Source organism: Methylobacterium sp. Leaf113 (assembly GCF_001423325.1).
Taxonomy (GTDB): domain Bacteria; phylum Pseudomonadota; class Alphaproteobacteria; order Rhizobiales; family Beijerinckiaceae; genus Methylobacterium.
Map to the genome: position 1 here is coordinate 373,898 of NZ_LMNJ01000001.1, position 16,991 is coordinate 390,888.

Here is a 16,991-nt window from a genome sequence, read left to right on the forward strand (position 1 = left end):
TGGTGCCGACACACCCCAGCGTGAGGTGAAATCGGCCTGGGAGATCATGCTCCCGGAGGAGGGCGCCACCGAGGATCTCGGCCGCTTCCTCGCCGAGTTCCTGGTGCCGGGCGACATCGTCGCCCTGTCCGGCGGCCTCGGCGGCGGCAAGACCACCCTGGCCCGCGCGCTGATCCGCGAACTGGTCGGCGATCCGGCTCTCGATGTGCCGAGCCCGACCTTCACGCTGATGCAGCCCTACGAAGCGGCCAACGGTCGCCCGATCGTGCATGCCGACCTGTACCGCCTGCGCAGCCCCGACGAACTCGTCGAACTCGGCTTCGACGAGATGGCCGAGACCGCCATCACGTTGGTGGAATGGCCCGAGCGCCTCGGCCCCCGCGACGCGCCGATGCTGTGGATCGACCTCTCGCTCCGGGCCGAGTTCGGCGATGGCGCCCGCTTCGCCCGCATCGACGGCAGCGGTGGCATGGACGCGCGACTCAAGCGGGCTCGCGCCCTCCGGCTCCTCCTGGTCCGCAGCGGCTGGGACGAGGCCACCCGCATCAACATGCAGGGCGATGCCTCGTCGCGCGCCTACGAGCGGCTGGTGAAGCCGGATGGGAAGAGCGCGGTGCTGATGATCTCGCCGCCCCGTCCGGACGGCCCGCCGGTGCGCAACGGCCGCCCCTACAGCGCCATCGTCAAGCTCGCCGAGAGCGTGCATGCCTTCGTGGGCGTCGACCGGGGCCTGCGTGCCCTCGGCTTCTCGGCGCCGCGGATCTACGGCGAGGACCTCGCCGAGGGCCTGCTGATCATCGAGGACCTCGGCTCCGAGCCGGTGGTGGATGCCAATGGCCCCCGTCCGGAGCGCTACGCCGAGGCGGTGCGCCTGCTGGCGAAGCTCCACGCCACCGAACTCCCCGGCGTCCTGCCGGTGGCCGACGGGATCGACCACGTGCTCCCGCCCTATGATCTCGAAGCCCTGGTGTTCGAGACCGAGCTGCTGCCCGACTGGTACTGCCCGTCGGTCCGGGGCGCCGAGCTGCCCCATGCCGCCCGGTCCGAGTTCGTGGCCCTGTGGGCGGAGGTGCTCGACAGCATCAAGCCCGATCGCCCGACCTGGACCCTGCGCGACTATCACTCGCCGAACCTGATCTGGCTGCCGGACCGCGAGGGGCTGGAGCGCATCGGCGTCATCGACTTCCAGGACGCGGTCCTGGGTCATCCCGCCTACGATGTCGCCTCGCTGCTTCAGGACGCGCGGGTCGATGCGACCGCCGAGTTCGAACTGCGCCTGCTCGGGCTCTACGTCCGCGAGCGCCGGGCCCGCGAGCCCGAGTTCGACATGCAGACCTTCGCCCGGGCCTACGCGGTGCTGGCGGCCCAGCGCGCCACCAAGATCCTCGGCATCTTCGCCCGCCTCGACCGGCGCGACGGCAAGCCCGGCTACCTTGCCCACCTGCCGCGCATCGAGGCCTATCTCGCCCGCAACCTCAACCACCCGGCCCTGACCCGCCTGCGCCTGTGGCACGAGGCGCACCTGCCGCATCTCGTGCCGAAGGCCGCCCCGGACGCGGCCGAGGAGGCGTGAGACCCAGGATGCAGCCCCGCCTCACCCTCCTCACCCTCGGAGTTGCCGATCTCACCCGGGCCGTGCGCTTTTACGAGGCCTTGGGCTGGACGCGCTCGACCTATGCGACGGAGGGCGTCGCCTTCTTTCAGGTCGGCGGCCTCGTGCTGTCCCTGTATCCGCGCGCGGCCCTGGCCGGGGATGCGGGAATCGCCCCGCAGGGCCATGGCTTCCGGGGCTTCGCGCTCGCCTACAACACCGCGAGCCGGGCCGAGACGGACGCTGTGCTGACGCGGGCGGTCGAGGCGGGCGCCACCCTGGTGAAACCGGCGGAGGACGCGTTCTGGGGCGGCTATTCCGGCTACTTCTCCGATCCCGACGGTGCGCTCTGGGAGGTGGCCTGGAACCCGGACTTGCTGCCCCTGGCCGATGGCAGCGTACGCTTGCCCGCCTGAGCCGATCCCATCCCGACCCGACGAGACGAAGCCACCATGTCCGACGCTGCTCCCATCACCCGCGCCTTCGTCCTCGCGGCCGGACTCGGCAAGCGCATGCGCCCGATCACCGCGACGGTGCCCAAACCCCTGGTGGAGGTGGCCGGCCGCGCGCTGCTCGACCACGCCCTCGACCGGGCGGCCGAGGGCGGCATCACCGACGCCGTGGTCAACGTCCACTACCTCGCCGACCTGATCGAGGGCCATGTCGGCAAGCGCCGGACCGCGCCCGCGATCGTGATCTCGGACGAGCGTGAGTCTTTGCTGGAGACGGGCGGCGGGGTGAAGAAGGCGCTGCCGCTCCTCGGCGACACGCCCTTCGTCGTCTTCAACGCCGATTCGTTCTGGCTGGAGGGGCCGGAATCGAATCTCGGCCGCCTGATCGCCGCCTGGGACCCGGAGGCGATGGACATCCTGCTCCTGGTCGCCCCCACCGCCACCAGCCTCGGCTACGAGGGCGGCGGCGATTTCGTCATGACCTCGTCCGGCGCTCTCGAGCGGCGCGGCGAACGAGAGGTGGCGCCCTTCATCTACGCGGGCGTCGCGATCCTGAAGCCGGCGCTGTTCGCGGACACGCCCGAGGGCGCGTTCTCCCTCAACCTGCTGTTCGACCGCGCCATCGCGGCCGGGCGCCTGTACGGGCTCCGTCTCGACGGACAATGGCTCCATGTCGGAACGCCGGAAGCGATCACCGCCGCCGAGGCCCGCGTGAAGTCGACGGCGCCGGTGGTCTGAAGCGCTCGGGGATCGTCAGGGCGCCGCATTCCAGGCGGCGCCATTTGGTGGCATGGATCATGGCATGCCGACCTCCGACGAATCCCACGTCTTCACCATTCCGCCTGCCGCGCGCTTCCTGCCGACCCTGGCCGAGGCCCTGATCTCCGGGCGGCTGGTCGGCGACATCGGCAGCGATCCCTACGCGCTCGCCTCCGTCACCGTCTATCTGCCGACCCAGAGGGCGGTGCGTGCTCTCTCGGCGATCCTGGCGGCGCGGCTGGGACAGGCGGCCCTCCTGCCGCGCATGGTGCCCCTCGGCGAGGCGGACGAGGCGGAACTCGATCTTGCCGCCAATCCACTCCTGGAGAACGGACCGGACCTGCTCGCCCCGGCCATGCCGCCTCTGGAGCGTCGGCTGATCCTGGCGCGCCTGGTACAGAGCTGGGCCGAGGCGGTGGACCGCACCTTGCTGCCCATCGACGACGACGTGCCGTTCCTGGTGCCGTCCTCCCCGGCCGACGCGATCGGCCTCGCCGCCGACCTTGAACGCCTGATGGACGCCCTCACGGTGGAGGGCCTGCCCTGGGCCGAGATCGGAGGCGCGGTCGAGGCCGAGTACTCGCGCTATTTCGGCCTGACCCTGGATTTCGTGAAGATCGCCGCCGAGGCGTGGCCCGGTATCCTGGCCGAGCGCGGCATGAGCGACCCGGTGTCCCGTTCCCGCCGGCTCGTCCTGGCCGAGGCCGAGCGCCTCGCCCGCGAGCGCCCGGGCGACCCGGTGATCGTGGCCGGTTCGACCGGCTCGGTGCCGGCGACCGCCCGCCTCATCGGCGCGGTGGCGGGCCTGCCGCGTGGCGCCGTGGTGCTGCCGGGGCTCGATTCCGACCTCGATGCCTCCGGCTGGGACGCCATCGAGACCGGCGAGGGGTTCTCGCGGGAGATCGCCCACGGCCATCCCCAGGCGATCCTGCATCGCCTCCTCGGGCCGGGCTGTCTGAACCTGGACCGGTCGCGGGTGGTCGCTCTCGGCGACCCCTCCGCCGAGGGCCGCGCCCGCTTCGGCCTGCTGTCGCAGGCCCTGCGTCCGGCCGAGACCACCGAGGCCTGGGCCGATCTCGATCCGCCCGACCGCGCGGCCCTGGCGGAGGCCGGGATGCAGGGGCTCGCCGTGGTCGAGGCCACCGACGAGCGGGAGGAGGCGCTGATCATCGCCATCGCGCTCCGGGAGACCCTGGAAGTGCCGGGCGCCACGGCGGCCCTGGTCACGCCGGACCGGGCCCTGGCCGTACGGGTCGCGGCCGAACTGGCGCGCTGGGGGATCGTCGCCGAGGATTCCGGGGGCGAGGCCCTGTCGCGCAGCCGGGCCGGGCGTCTCGCCCGGCTCGCCGCGGAACTGGCCGCCGATCTGGAGCCGGCCCGGCTCATCACGCTCCTGTCGCACCCGTATGTCCGGCTCGGCCTGCCCCGCAGCGACGTGGTGCGGGCCGCCGCCGCCCTGGAGATCGGCACCCTGCGCGGCCCCGCCCCGGCGCCGGGCTTTGCGGGCCTGCGCGAGGCCCTGGCCGATCAGCGGGCCGCCACCGGACGGCGCCCGCGCGCCAAGCGCCGCCTGACTGAAAAGGACTGGGATCTGGCCGCCGATCTCCTGGATCGGTTGCAACTGGCCTTCACGGGATTTCTCGACGTCGACCATCGGGGCGTCGGGAATCTCGTCGCCTACGCGGCGAACCACCGTGCCACCTTCGACATGTTGATCGATGCGGCCGAAGGCGAGGCCGTCGACGACGCCTCCCTCGGGGTGCTCGACGCCCTGTTCGACGATCTGGAGATGGCCGAGCCCGGCCTTCTGCCCGGGCGCTTCGGCGATTATCCGGCCTTCTTCACCGCGCTCGCCCGCGAACGCCTGGTCGCCTGCAGCGACGGGCGCCCGCATCCGCGCCTGCGCATCCTCGGCCTGCTCGAAGCCCGCCTGATGAGCGTCGACCGCGTGGTGCTCGGTGGCCTCGACGAGGGCGTCTGGCCGATGAAGACGACCACCGACGCCTTCCTCAACCGGCCCATGCGCGAGCGCATCGGCCTCAACCCGCCCGAGCGCCGCATCGGCCAGAGCGCGCACGACTTCGTCCAGGCTCTGGGCCACCACGACGCCCTCGTCACCCGGGCGGCCAAGCGCGAGGGCGCGCCGACCGTGCCGTCGCGCTTCCTCCAGCGCCTGCGCGCCTTCAGCGGAGAGGCGTGCTGGAATCGGGCACTCGGGGCCGGGCGCCGCTTCTCGGCCTACGCGGCCGCCCTCGACCAGGGCACCGGCCCGGCCCAGCCGCGCCTGAAGCAGCCGCGGCCGAAGCCCGATCCGGCGCTGTTCCCGCGCTCGCTCAGCGTCACCGAGGTCGAGACCCTGGTGCGCGACCCCTACGTCATCTTCGCCCGGCACGTGCTCGGCCTCGACCCCCTCGATCCGGTGGCGGCCGAACCCGGCGCCGCCGATCGGGGCACGCTGATCCACGACATTCTCGGACAATTCGCCGAGGACCATCCCGAGGCCCTGCCGGACGCCGCCGTGGAGCGGCTGTTCAACCTTGCGCTCAACGCCTTCCGGCCGATCTCGGACACCTACCCGGAGCTCTATGCCGAGTGGTGGCCGCGCTACGAGCGGCTGGCGTCCAAATTCCTCGATTGGGAGACCGAGCGGCGCGCGGATGTGGCCAGGGTCCATCCCGAGATCTCGGGCAAGTGGGTGATCCCCATGGGGACCGAGAGCTTCACCCTGCGGGCCCGTGCCGACCGGATCGAGCGCCGCCGCGACGGAGGCGCCTGCATCGTCGACTTCAAGACCGGTTTGCCACCGAGCAACAAGGAGGTCTTCGCCGGTTTCTCGCCCCAACTCACCCTGGAGGCCGCCATGCTCATGGCGGGCGCCTTCGAGGGCTTCCCGGCCAGTACGCTGACGCCCGATCTCCTCTACGTCCACGCCTCGGGCGGCCGCAAACCGTTCGAGCCGTTGGCCGTGAAGGCCCCGCGCGGCGACGAGCGCGAGGTCCCGGCCATCGTGACCGAGCATGTCGCCCGCTTCCGCGGCCTGGTCGCCCGCTTTCTCACGGGCGAGGCCGCCTACACCTCGCGGCCCTACCCGAAATACGCCAAGTCCTACGGCGATTACGACCACCTGGCCCGGGTGCTCGAATGGTCCCTCGGCGGTGAGGGCGAAGGCTGAGGTAGGCCCATGGGATGACCCGGGAGACGCACTTGACTGATATCGCGGGTGATATCATCTTGGCGTCATGATCGTCGTTGATGCCAATGTCGTGCTTGGCGCGCTGCGATCACGGAATGGCGCATCCCACGTCGTCCTCAGGGGCGTGCTGACGCAACGGTTCGCTTTCGCCCTCTCGCCGGCGGTGGTGCTCGAATACGAGGATGTTCTGAAACGGCCGGGCCTGCTGGGGCCGGACCCTTGGATCGACGAAGCCGGGATCGACGCCATCCTGGACGCCCTCTGCGCCACGGCCGTTCTGACCCTGCCGTGGTTCCGCTTCAGGCCGTTTCTGGATGATCCGAAGGATGACCTCTACGTGGAATGCGCGCTGGCCGCCGGAGCCGAGATCATCCTGACCCACGATCGCCACTTCCGGAAGCCGGTCCTGTCAGCTTTCGGAATCCTGGCGATGAGCCCCAGGGCCTTTCTGACCCGCTGATCGATCAAGGAGGAGATGACCATGCCGAACTTCGCACTCCGCCTGCCCGACCACGTCATGGTGCAGGCCAAGAGCGCCGCCGACGAGGATAATGTCTCCATCAATCAGCTGCTGGTCGCCTTCATCGCGGAGGGGCTCGGTCATCGGCGCGGATTGAGGGCGCTTCAGGAGCGGTCCGCGCGCGCCGATGTGGGCGCCGCCCTGGCGCTGCTCGACAGGGCTCCGGACGTGCCGGCATCGCCCGGCGACGCGATGAGGCCCGAGCGATGAGTGGAACAACGATGCGCGAAGCCTTCGTCGTCGACGATCTCACCAAGGATTCGCAACGCCGCGCCGCCGATCCACGGGCCTCGGCCTGGGTCTCGGCCAATGCGGGGGCGGGCAAGACCAAGGTGCTCACCGACCGGGTCGTGCGCCTGCTCCTCGACGGGGCGCCGCCGGCCCGCATCCTGTGCCTCACCTTCACCAAGGCGGCGGCCGCCAACATGTCGATCCGGGTGTTCCGCGTGCTCGGCCGCTGGGTCACCCTCGACGACGCCACCCTGACGGCGGAACTCACCGAGCTGACGGGCGAGCGCCCCTCGCGAAAGACGCTGCAGGTGGCGCGGCGCCTGTTCGCCCGCGCCGTCGAGACGCCGGGCGGCCTGAAGATCGAGACCCTGCACGCCCTGTGCGAGCGCCTGCTGCACATGTTCCCCTTCGAGGCGAACGTGCCGGCCCGCTTCGTCGTGCTGGACGACACGCAGGCGGCGGACGCCTTCCTCATCGAGACGGGCAACGTCCTGGCCGACGCCATCGGGGGCGCCTATCCCGACCTGCGCGAAGCCCTGGCCATCGTCGGCCCCGAGGCGACGGGCGACGCCCTGCGCAAGGCCATCCGCAACGCGATGCGGGCGCGGGACGTCCTGGCCGACCGCTTCGGGCTCGACGGGTCGTTCGCCGCACTCGCCGACGCTCTCGGGGTCCGGCCCGGCGACAGCGTGAAGGCCATCGAGGCCCGCATGCTCGACGGTGTTCTCGGCGATCTGACGGACGTCGCCGCGCGGATGCGCACCGGCAAGGCCACCGACGAGGGCATCGCCGACCGGCTGGTGCAGGTCGCTCGCGCCGAGTCCCCGGCGGAGGCTCTGGAGATCTATCGCGGCGTCTTCTTCACCAAGGAGGGGCTGCCGAAAGCCGACAAGAGCCTCGGAACCAAGGCGGTGCCCGACGACGTCAAGCAGGCCCTGCGCGACGAGCGCGACCGGCTGGAGCCGCTGCAGGATACGTTGCGCGGTGTCCAGGCCCTTCAGCGCACCCGTGCCCTGTTCACCCTGGCGGCCGAGATCCACCGCCGGGTCGAGACGCAGAAGGCCCGCCTCGGGGCGCTCGATTTCGACGACCTGATCCACAAGACCCTCGACCTCCTCGGCCGGGTCGATTCCACCTGGGTGCTCTACAAGCTCGATCGCGGCGTCGACCACGTCCTCATCGACGAGGCGCAGGACACCAACCCGCACCAGTGGGAGATCCTGCGCCGCATCACCGCCGAGTTCGCGTCCGGCGAGGGCGCCCGCGAGGTGGCGCGCACCCGCTTCGCCGTGGGCGATCCGAAGCAGTCGATCTACAGCTTCCAAGGCGCCGAGCCGCGCGAGTTCGAGACCACGCGCCGGGAATGGCAGCGGGCCGCGCAAGGGGCCGATCTCGCCTTCTCGGACGTCCACCTGAACCTGTCGTTCCGCTCGGCCGGCGGCGTCCTGCGGGCGGTCGACGCCACCTTCAAGATCCCCGAGCACTACGAGGGCCTGTCCTTCGAGGACACCGCCGTCGGCACCACCCACAGCACGGCCCGGGCCTCGGCGCCGGGCGCGGTCGAACTCTGGCCGCTGGAGGAGCCGGCCGACGAGCCCGAGCCCGATGCCTGGGCGGCGCCGGTCGACGCGCCCGAGACCAACGCGCCCGCCGTCGTCACCGCGCGCCGGGTCGCGCGGGCGGCCCTGACCTGGATCACCACCGGCGACGAGACCGGCCGGGTCTGGCGGCCCGGCGACATCCTCATCCTGGTGCGCAAGCGCTCGGCCGCCTTCGAGGAGGTGATCCGCGCCATGAAGGCCCTCGGCGTGCCCGTCGCCGGCCAGGATCGCCTCGACATCGCCGCCCATATCGCCGTCAACGATCTCGTGGCGGTGGGTCGGGCCGGGCTGCTGCCGGCCGACGACCTGACCCTGGCGGGCGCCCTCAAGACGCCGCTGGTCGGTTTTGACGACGACGACCTCGTCCGGATCGCGGCTCGCCGCGATCTGCACGAGACCCTGGAGGATGCCCTGGCGCGCCACGCCGCGGCCGGCGATCCGGCAGCGATCCGGGGGCACGAAGCCCTGCAATCCTGGATCGCTCTCGCCGCCTGCGAGGGGCCGTTCGGGTTCTACGCGACGCTGCTGGGGGCCCGGGGCGGGCGCCGCGCCCTGGTCTCACGCCTCGGCGGCGAGGCGGGCGACGCCATCGACGTCTTCCTGATGACGGCGGCGCAGGCCGAGCAGGGGCCGGATGCGCCCTCCCTCGGCGGATTTCTCGCCCGCTACGACATCGTCCCGGGACGCGGGGAGGGGGGCCACACGGTCAAGCGCGACCTCGATTCCGGGCGCGACGAGGTCCGGGTGATGACCGTCCACGGCGCCAAGGGGCTGGAGGCTCCGGTGGTGGTCGTCATCGACGGCTGCGAGGCGCTGGGCCGCAACGATCCGCCGCTGCTGCCGCTGCTGCCGGGGGCGCAGCGCTTCGGCCAGGGTGCCCGGCCGCTCCCGCCGGTCTGGGCCGGGGCCAAGGCGGGCGATTGCGACGCCGTCACGCAAGCCCGCGCCACCCTGCAGTCGCGCGCCCGCGAGGAGCACAACCGCCTCCTCTACGTGGCCATGACGCGGGCGGCCGACCGCCTCGTCATCGCGCCCTATCGCGGGCACGAGGCCCCGAGCGAGGCGGCCTGGTGCGAGATGATCCGCACCGGTCTGGAGCAGGAATTCGGGCCGGGCGACGCTTTGGAGACGCCGCACGGACCCGCGACCCTGTGGCGGGATGGCGGCACCGCGGCGCCGCACGCCGCTCCGGCATCGGCGGCGCCGGTCGCGCCGGAACTGCCGGCCTGGCTCGAAGCGCCGGTGGCGTCCGAGATCGAGGCGGCGCCGCCCGTGACCCCGTCCGGTGCCCTGGGGGCGGCCGACACCCGCCGCGAGCCGGGCCGCCGGCAGGCCGACAGCGAGGCACGCCGGCGCGGAACCCTGATCCACTCGCTGGTGGAGCACCTGCCGCGGATCGAGCCGAGCCAGCGCGAAGCCGCCGCCACCGCCTTCGTCCGCGCCCGCTCGCCGGGCCTCGATCGGGCCAAGCAGGCCGGCATCGTCGCCGCGACCTTGCGGCTGCTCGACGAACCCGACCTCGCTCCGCTCTTCGCGCGGGAGGCGCGGGCCGAAGTCACCCTGTCCGGGCGCGTGCGCGTCGGGGGCGTGTCGCGCCCTGTCTTCGGCCGGGTCGATCGCCTGGCGCTGACCGACGAGTCCGTGCTGGTGGCGGATTTCAAGACTGGCCGGCCGCCCGCAGAGGGCGCGCCGCTGCCGCGCGCCGAGGCCGGGCAGATCGCCCTCTATGCGGCGCTGCTGGCCGAGATCTATCCGGGGCGCCGGGTGGTCCCGATGCTGGTCTGGACCTCCGGTCCGGTCATCCGCCGGCTCGACCCGACGGAGATCGCCGAAGCCCTCGACGCCCTGTCACGCCGCGCGGCCTGAGCCGGCGGCGGAGTCTGAGGGGAGGGCGGGAGCCTAGCGGCGCCCGCCGGCCGCCCGCTTGGTCGGAGCCGCGCCGCCTGAATCCTCCTCGAAGAGTTCGGCGAGCTTTTCCGTCATCGCGCCGCCGAGTTCCTCGGCGTCGATGATGGTGACGGCGCGGCGGTAATAGCGTGTCACGTCGTGGCCGATGCCGATGGCGAGCAGCTCCACCGGCGAGCGGGTCTCGATGTCTTCGATCATCCAGCGCAGGTGGCGCTCGAGATAATTGCCCGGATTGACCGAGAGGGTCGAATCGTCGACCGGCGCGCCGTCCGAGATCACCATCAGGATCTTGCGCTGCTCCGGGCGGGCCAGGAGCCGCTTGTGCGCCCAGTCCAGGGCCTCACCGTCGATATTCTCCTTCAGCAGCCCCTCACGCATCATCAGCCCGAGGTTCTTGCGCGCCCGGCGCCACGGGGCGTCGGCGCTCTTATAGACGATGTGGCGCAGGTCGTTCAGGCGTCCCGGCGCGTTCGGCTTGCCGCCCGCCAGCCACGCCTCGCGCGATTGCCCACCCTTCCAGGCCCGGGTGGTGAAGCCCAGGATCTCGACCTTGACGCCGCAGCGCTCCAGCGTGCGGGCCAGGATGTCGGCGCAGGTCGCCGCCACGGTGATCGGACGCCCGCGCATCGAGCCGGAATTGTCCAGCAGGAGGGTCACGACGGTATCGCGGAAATTGGTGTCCTTCTCGCGCTTGAACGAGAGCGGCTGGTAGGGATCGGTGACCACGCGCACGAGACGGGCCGGATCGAGCTGCCCTTCCTCGAGGTCGAAGTCCCAGGCCCGGTTCTGCTGCGCCAGCAGGCGCCGCTGCAGGCGGTTCGCCAAGCGTCCGACCACGCCCTGGAGATGGGCGAGCTGCTTGTCGAGATAGGTGCGCAGGCGCGCCAGCTCCTCGACGTCGCAGAGATCCTCCGCGTGGATGATCTCGTCGAAGCGTGGATTGAAGACCTTGTACTCGGGTCCGCGCGGCTCGTTGGCCCGCTGCGACGGCGGCCGCCAGGCTTCGGACGCTTCCTCGGATTCGGCGTTCTCGGTCTCGTCGGGCAGTTCGCCGGACGGAGCGTCGGCGGCCTCGGTGGCCCCCTCCTGCAACTCGTCGGAGGCCTCCTGCGAGGTCTCCATCTCGGAGCGGTCGCCCTGCGACTGCTCCTCGGCCTCGCCCTCGCTGGGAGTCTGCTCGTCGTCCTGCGACTCGTTCTCGTCCTCGTTGTCGTCGTCCTCGGGATCGAACGGGGTCTCGTCCGCCATGTCGAGGGAGCTGAGGAGGTCGCGCACCGAGCGGGCGAAGGCGCGCTGGTTCTCGATCGAGCCGATCAACCCGTCGAGGTTCGGGCCGGCCTTCTCCTCGATATGCGAGCGCCAGAGATCGACGATCTTCCGGGCCGCGGTCGGGGGGGCGGCGCCGGTCAGGCGCTCGCGCACCATCAGGGCGACGGCATCCTCCATCGGCGCATCGGCGCGGTCGGTGATGTCCTCGTACTTGCCGCCGCGATGGTAGCGGTCCTCCAGCATCGCCGAGAGGTTCGAGGCGACGCCGGACATCCGGCGCGAGCCGATGGCCTCGACCCGGGCCTGCTCGACGGCGTCGAACACCGCGCGGGCGCCGGCGTTCTCGGGCGCCAGCCGGCGATGGACGGCGACGTCGTGGCAGCCGAGGCGGAGCGCCATCGAGTCGGCGTTGCCGCGCAGGATCGCCACGTCCTCCGGCGTCAGCTTGCGCGGCGGCTCCGGCAGCCGCGCCTTATCGCCGGTCAGGGCCGGGCGGTCGCTGGCATAGACCACCTCGATCTCGGAGCGCTTGGCGATGGCGCGCAGGCAGCCTGCCACCGAGCGCTTGAGCGGTTCGGCGACGGGCTCGCGCCGGTCGCCGGCTTTGCGGTTGGAGATCGACATGCGGGTCGACGGTATCCTCGAAGGAGAGGGACGGAGACTAGCTCAGGGCGACGTTCGACGCGCTCTCGGGCAGATCCTTGCCGAAGGCGCGCTGGTAGAACTCGGCCACCAGGGTGCGCTCGAGCTCGTCGCACTTGTTGAGGAAGGTCACCCGGAAGGCGAAGCCGATATCCTGGAAGATGTCGGCGTTCTCGGCCCAGGTGATCACCGTGCGGGGGCTCATGACGGTGGAGAGATCGCCGTTCATGAACGCGTTGCGGGTCAGGTCGGCGACCCGCACCATGCGGTTGACGATGTCGCGGCCGCCGTCGCGCTGGTAGTGCGCCGCCTTCGAGAGCACGATGTCGACCTCGCGGTCATGGGCCAGGTAGTTCAGGGTGGTGACGATGGACCAGCGGTCCATCTGGCCCTGATTGATCTGCTGCGTGCCGTGATAGAGGCCCGAGGTGTCGCCGAGGCCGACGGTGTTGGCGGTGGCGAACAGGCGGAAGGCCGGGTGGGGGCTGATCACCCGCTTCTGGTCGAGAAGGGTCAGGCGGCCCGACAGTTCCAGCACGCGCTGGATCACGAACATCACGTCCGGGCGGCCGGCATCGTACTCGTCGAACACCAGCGCGACGTTGTTCTGGAGCGCCCAGGGCAGGATGCCGTCCTGGAAGGCGGTGACCTGCTTGCCGTCCTTCAGCACGATCGCGTCCTTGCCGACGAGGTCGATGCGCGAGACGTGGCTGTCGAGGTTGATCCGGATGCAGGGCCAGTTCAGGCGCGCGGCGACCTGCTCGATATGGGTCGACTTGCCGGTCCCGTGATAGCCGGTGACCATGACGCGCCGGTTGCGGGCGAAGCCGGCGAGGATCGCCAGGGTGGTCTCGCGGTCGAAGATGTAGTCCGGGTCGAGATCGGGCACGTGCTCCTCGCGCTGCGAGAAGGCCGGCACCATGAGATCGAGGTCGATGCCGAAGGCCTCGCGCACGGAGACTTTCCGGTCGGGCAGCGAGGCGGGCGTGACGTCAGATAGCATAAGGACCTCGTCGGGGCGCGGGCGCCGGGCTTCGGGCGCGGAACACGCAGGCTGTTCGGGCTTCGGGGTCTGACGGCTCGGGAACCGAGCCGCGCGCGACCGCCATCTAAAGGTCGGCGCCGGGCGACGCCAAGGGGTGACTCCGCACGATATAGGGCCTCGCGCGACAATTGCCGCCCACCTTGAGCAGGGGAGCCCCGGAAAACGTGCATCGATCGTGCCGGAACTCTTCGGCCGGGCCGGTTGGGGGCTCCGGAACGTCGCCGGCGCGGGCGGGGGAACGCCTCAGCAGAGTCCCGCGGCCCGAAGCGCATCGTGCGCCCGGATGATGTCCCGCAACCGTTCCTCGAACGAGCGGTCGCCGCCATTGGCGTCCGGGTGGAAGCGCTTCACCAGGGTCTTGTACTGGGCCTTGATGGCGGCCGAATCCGCGTTCTCGTCGAGGCCGAGCACGTCCAGCGCCTTCAGGGTGGCGGCCGAGTGCCGGGGCCGGCGCGGCTCGGGCGCGGCCTTGCGCCGGGCGGTCTCGCCGACGCCCTCGGCGCGCAGGATGTCCAGCGGATCGACATAGGCCCAGTCGCGCTTCGGGGCGGCCTTGCCCTTCTCGCCGGCGGTGGCGGGGTTCACCCCCATCGCCCAGGTCGGGCGATGCCCGATGATCGCGTCCTTCTGGAAGGCCTGCACGGCGGCGTCGTTCATGCCGTCGAAGTAGTTGTAGGTGGCGTTGTAGGCGCGCACGTGGTCCATGCAGAAGCGCCAGTACTGCCCTTCAGCCTTGCGCCCCTTGGGCGCGCGATAGAGGCCCGGATTCTTGCACCCCGGGGTCTCGCAGGTCTGGGTCGCAGCCGTCTTCGGCTCGTCGCAGGACGGCTTGATGCGGATGCTGTCGAACAGGGGCGAGTTGAGATCCATGATGGGGCGATTATGAGGGGGTGGGTCCGAGACACAAGAGCGGCGGGCCTGATGCCGCATGCGGCTGTCGGGGGTTGACGCGGAACGCGGGTCGCCGACGCTCCGGCGACCCATGACGTAACGCTCGGGAACGAACGAGGGAACCACCCGCCATGACTGAAAACGCGACCGCAGCCCCCACCCTGAAGGCGTGGATCACCGAGACGCTGCAGGCCGAGCTGGCCCCGGTGGCCCTGCAGGTCATCGATGAATCCCACCTGCATGCGGGGCACATGGGCGCCCGGCCCGAGGGCGAGACGCATTTCCGATTGGATGTCGTGGCGGCGGCGTTCGAGGGCAAGAGCCGGGTGGACCGGCACAGGATCGTCAATGCGGCCCTCGATCCGGCCTTCAAGCGCGGTCTTCACGCCCTGGCGGTGCGCGCCCGCACCCCTGCCGAGGCGGCCTGATCGCGCCACGACGCCCCGAGCGAGAGACGAGACGCCGCCTTGGCCCTGCATTGCACGCCCCATATCGCCATCGACGAGGCGGAACTCGAGGAGACGTTCGTGCGCGCCTCCGGTCCCGGCGGCCAGAACGTCAACAAACTTTCCACCGCCGTGCAGCTGCGCTTCGACGCCCGGCGCTCGGCCTCCCTGCCCGACGCCGTGGCGGTGCGGCTGATGCGGCTGGCCGGCCGGCGCCTCACGGTGGACGGCGTCATCGTAATCAGCGCCCAGCGCTTCCGGACCCAGGATCGCAACCGGGCCGACGCCCGCGAGCGGCTGGCCGAACTCGTGGCCGAGGCGGCGGTGCCGCCGACGCCGCGCCGCGCCACGCGGCCGACTCTCGCCTCGAAGAAGCGCCGCCTCGACGACAAGTCGAAGCGGAGCGCGACCAAGCGCCTGCGCGGGAGCGGGGGCGCCGATTAGGGCGGTGCGACCGCCCCGGCGCGGGCGGCGCCGATCAGGGCCGGACCGCCGCCGTGCCGTCCGGCGGGTGCGTCTCGACCTCGCCGCTGACATAGGCGCTGCCGGGCTTGGCGATGGTCAACCCGAGGGCGATGATCGCCAGGAGGGCCGAGACGGCCGCGGGAAACAGGAAAGCGTCCTCGCCGTAACGCATCTGCAGGAAGCCGCCGATGACCGCGCCGGTGCTGAGCGCCGCCCAGAGCGGCGCCTGGATCCAGAACGAGGGCGCCACCGTGCCGAGGAGCAGGTTCGCGAGGCCGGTTCCGAACCGCACCACCGCACCGGTCACGTAGGTGAGCGCGAGGCTGCGCCCGCCCTCGTCCTGCAGGGTCGCGTTCTGAAGTCCGAGCGCGATCACGATGGGATAGGCGTGGAGCGGGAACGCGAAGGTCCCGTGCGGGACGATCAGGCCGATGGTGAGCAGGACGGATTGCAGCAGGAGCAGCACCGACAGGCGCCAGCGCCCGACCCAGGCGGCGATCAAGGTTCCGGCAAAGGCGCCGAAGCAGAACAGCACGATGACGGAGGCGACCCGCGAGGTGCTCTCCCAGTCGAACCGGCTCACCGACACGCCGAAGCGCGTCGTGTTCCCGCTCATGAACGACATGAACAGCTGAGAGAATTCGAGGAAGCCGATGGAATCGGCGCAGCCCGCCACCGCCGAGAGCGCCAGCGCGAAGGGAATCCGCGTCGCGGCGCTCGCCGGAAACGACTTGTTCTGCGGCTCTGCCATGAGATCTCCAATGTGCTTGTGGGGCGTGCCGGTCTGCGCGGGGCGACACAGTCGGCGAAGGGCGGTCGGGACAGCACCGAGGCAAGCCGATGATGCCGTCAGGGGCGGCGCGACGCGGACGGGGCCCGGTGCGCCTGAAGCGCCCGGGTCCCGGCTGGCAACAGCGACGCTGAGTTTTGGTTCAACCGTGTTGCCCGCCCGGGTTCAAGGGGCGCAACGGGATCGTGATCGCCGCGCAGGCCGTGCCCTCACGACATGCCCTCACGACGTGCCATCACGACGCGCCACCACGATCCGGCCCGCCACGTCGGCCCCGTTCTCGCGGCGGATCACGGCAGGCGCGAGGGTCTCCGGCGTGAAGCCGGAACGCGTCAGGGTGTCCCGCACCAGGGGGTCGCCATGGGCGTAGCGGGCATCCGGCCCGAGCACCCATCCGTCGCCGGGGTGGGACTGGACCGTGAAGGCGAGGTGCCCGCCCGGCCGCAGCACCCGTGCGGCGCCGGCCAGCATCCCGACCATGTCGCCGACATAGATCAGGACGTCGGCCGCGGTGACGCAATCGGCGCCGCCGGCCGCTTCGGCCGCCAGGGCGGCGACGAGTTCACCCTCCACCAGCCGGTGATAGCCGCCGCGCCGGGCGGCCTCGGCCAGCATCCGGGGCGACAGGTCGATCCCGGTGAGATGGGTCGGCCGGTGGCCGAGGGCGGCGCCGACGAGCCCGGTGCCGCAGCCGAGATCGATCACCCGGCCGAGCGGCGTGCCGCTCCCCACCAGCGCATCGAGGGCCTCCACCAGCAGGTCCGGCCCGCGATAGGCCAGGCCGCCGACGAGGTGGCGGTCGAAGCGCGGGGCATAGGCGTCGAACAGCGCCCGCACGTAGCCCGGCGAGATCGCCGTGAGGGCCGCGCCCGCGCCGATCCGCACCAGGGCGATGCGCGCGCCTTGCGCGTCGTCGGGGTCGATCTCCAGCGCATTGGCGTAGGCGCGCAGGGCGGCATGATGGTCGTCGGGCCGACCGGTCCGGCCATGGCGGGCCTCGCGGGCGCGGCCGAGGAGGAACCAGGCCGGGGCGAAGCGGGGCGCGATCTCCAGGCATTGCTCGGCCATCTCGGCGGCGGCGTCGGGGTCGCCCTCGTCGAGGCAGGCCTGGGCATAGGCGTAGCGCCGGTCGGCGAGGAGGTCGCCGGAGGTGATCGTGCGGGACATGTGGCTGCGCGTGGGCCTCGG

General features: G+C 71.5%; 14 protein-coding genes. 9 read left to right on the forward strand and 5 right to left on the reverse strand.

Going from position 1 to position 16,991, the window contains the following annotated elements; genetic code table 11:
- The first annotated feature begins 46 nt into the window (after positions 1-46).
- The 7 genes from tsaE to addA all read left to right on the forward strand — a co-directional run bounded on the left by tsaE (position 47) and on the right by addA (position 10,213).
- On the forward strand, positions 47-1,573 hold the full coding sequence (gene tsaE, locus ASF60_RS01715; protein ID WP_082507703.1) for a tRNA (adenosine(37)-N6)-threonylcarbamoyltransferase complex ATPase subunit type 1 TsaE: 1,527 nt from the start codon (positions 47-49) through the stop codon (positions 1,571-1,573).
- A gap of 8 nt (positions 1,574-1,581) precedes the next feature.
- On the forward strand, positions 1,582-2,007 hold the full coding sequence (locus tag ASF60_RS01720) for a VOC family protein (RefSeq protein WP_056179295.1): 426 nt from the start codon (positions 1,582-1,584) through the stop codon (positions 2,005-2,007).
- A gap of 36 nt (positions 2,008-2,043) precedes the next feature.
- Positions 2,044-2,781 carry a nucleotidyltransferase family protein gene (locus ASF60_RS01725; RefSeq protein WP_056179298.1) on the forward strand — a complete coding sequence of 246 codons (738 nt, stop codon included), beginning with the start codon at positions 2,044-2,046 and terminating at the stop codon, positions 2,779-2,781.
- A 64-nt stretch (positions 2,782-2,845) separates the two neighbouring features.
- Positions 2,846-5,974, forward strand: a complete 3,129-nt coding sequence (gene addB, locus ASF60_RS01730; protein WP_056179300.1) for a double-strand break repair protein AddB — start codon at positions 2,846-2,848, stop codon at positions 5,972-5,974.
- A 67-nt stretch (positions 5,975-6,041) separates the two neighbouring features.
- Positions 6,042-6,455, forward strand: coding sequence for a PIN domain-containing protein (locus ASF60_RS01735; protein ID WP_056179303.1), 414 nt, complete (start codon positions 6,042-6,044; stop codon positions 6,453-6,455).
- Positions 6,456-6,476: 21 nt separating this feature from the next.
- Positions 6,477-6,725: a hypothetical protein gene (locus tag ASF60_RS01740; protein WP_056180045.1), complete on the forward strand. Its 249-nt coding sequence runs from the start codon at positions 6,477-6,479 to the stop codon at positions 6,723-6,725.
- A complete protein-coding gene (gene addA / locus ASF60_RS01745; RefSeq protein ID WP_056179305.1) occupies positions 6,722-10,213 on the forward strand; it encodes a double-strand break repair helicase AddA in 3,492 nt (1,163 codons plus the stop codon). The genes ASF60_RS01740 and addA overlap by 4 nt, the downstream gene beginning before the upstream one ends.
- Positions 10,214-10,246: 33 nt before the next feature.
- On the opposite strand, the gene cobT is transcribed toward addA, so the two are convergent.
- The 3 genes from cobT to ASF60_RS01760 form a co-directional block, all read right to left on the reverse strand.
- The gene (gene cobT / locus ASF60_RS01750; protein ID WP_056179308.1) at positions 10,247-12,148 is read right to left on the reverse strand and encodes a cobaltochelatase subunit CobT; all 1,902 of its coding nucleotides are present in this window, start codon (positions 12,146-12,148) and stop codon (positions 10,247-10,249) included.
- 37 nt (positions 12,149-12,185) lie between these two features.
- Positions 12,186-13,169, reverse strand: coding sequence for a cobaltochelatase subunit CobS (gene cobS / locus ASF60_RS01755; RefSeq protein WP_056179310.1), 984 nt, complete (start codon positions 13,167-13,169; stop codon positions 12,186-12,188).
- Positions 13,170-13,454: 285 nt separating this feature from the next.
- Positions 13,455-14,081, reverse strand: a complete 627-nt coding sequence (locus tag ASF60_RS01760) for a J domain-containing protein (RefSeq protein WP_056179313.1) — start codon at positions 14,079-14,081, stop codon at positions 13,455-13,457.
- Positions 14,082-14,233: 152 nt separating this feature from the next.
- Here ASF60_RS01760 and ASF60_RS01765 point away from each other — a divergent pair, with 152 nt between their 5' ends.
- Both ASF60_RS01765 and arfB read left to right on the forward strand, forming a co-directional pair.
- Positions 14,234-14,530, forward strand: a complete 297-nt coding sequence (locus ASF60_RS01765; RefSeq protein WP_056179319.1) for a BolA family protein — start codon at positions 14,234-14,236, stop codon at positions 14,528-14,530.
- 39 nt (positions 14,531-14,569) lie between these two features.
- Positions 14,570-14,992 (forward strand): alternative ribosome rescue aminoacyl-tRNA hydrolase ArfB, encoded by a 423-nt coding sequence (arfB, locus tag ASF60_RS01770; protein ID WP_056179322.1) that lies wholly within the window; start codon positions 14,570-14,572, stop codon positions 14,990-14,992.
- A 34-nt stretch (positions 14,993-15,026) separates the two neighbouring features.
- Here the strand turns inward: arfB and ASF60_RS01775 are convergent, their stop codons facing one another.
- Both ASF60_RS01775 and ASF60_RS01780 read right to left on the reverse strand, forming a co-directional pair.
- Positions 15,027-15,764: a YoaK family protein gene (locus ASF60_RS01775; protein WP_056179325.1), complete on the reverse strand. Its 738-nt coding sequence runs from the start codon at positions 15,762-15,764 to the stop codon at positions 15,027-15,029.
- A gap of 261 nt (positions 15,765-16,025) precedes the next feature.
- Complete coding sequence (locus tag ASF60_RS01780) at positions 16,026-16,970, reverse strand: class I SAM-dependent DNA methyltransferase (RefSeq protein ID WP_056179328.1); 945 nt, start codon at positions 16,968-16,970, stop codon at positions 16,026-16,028.
- Positions 16,971-16,991: the final 21 nt, after the last annotated feature.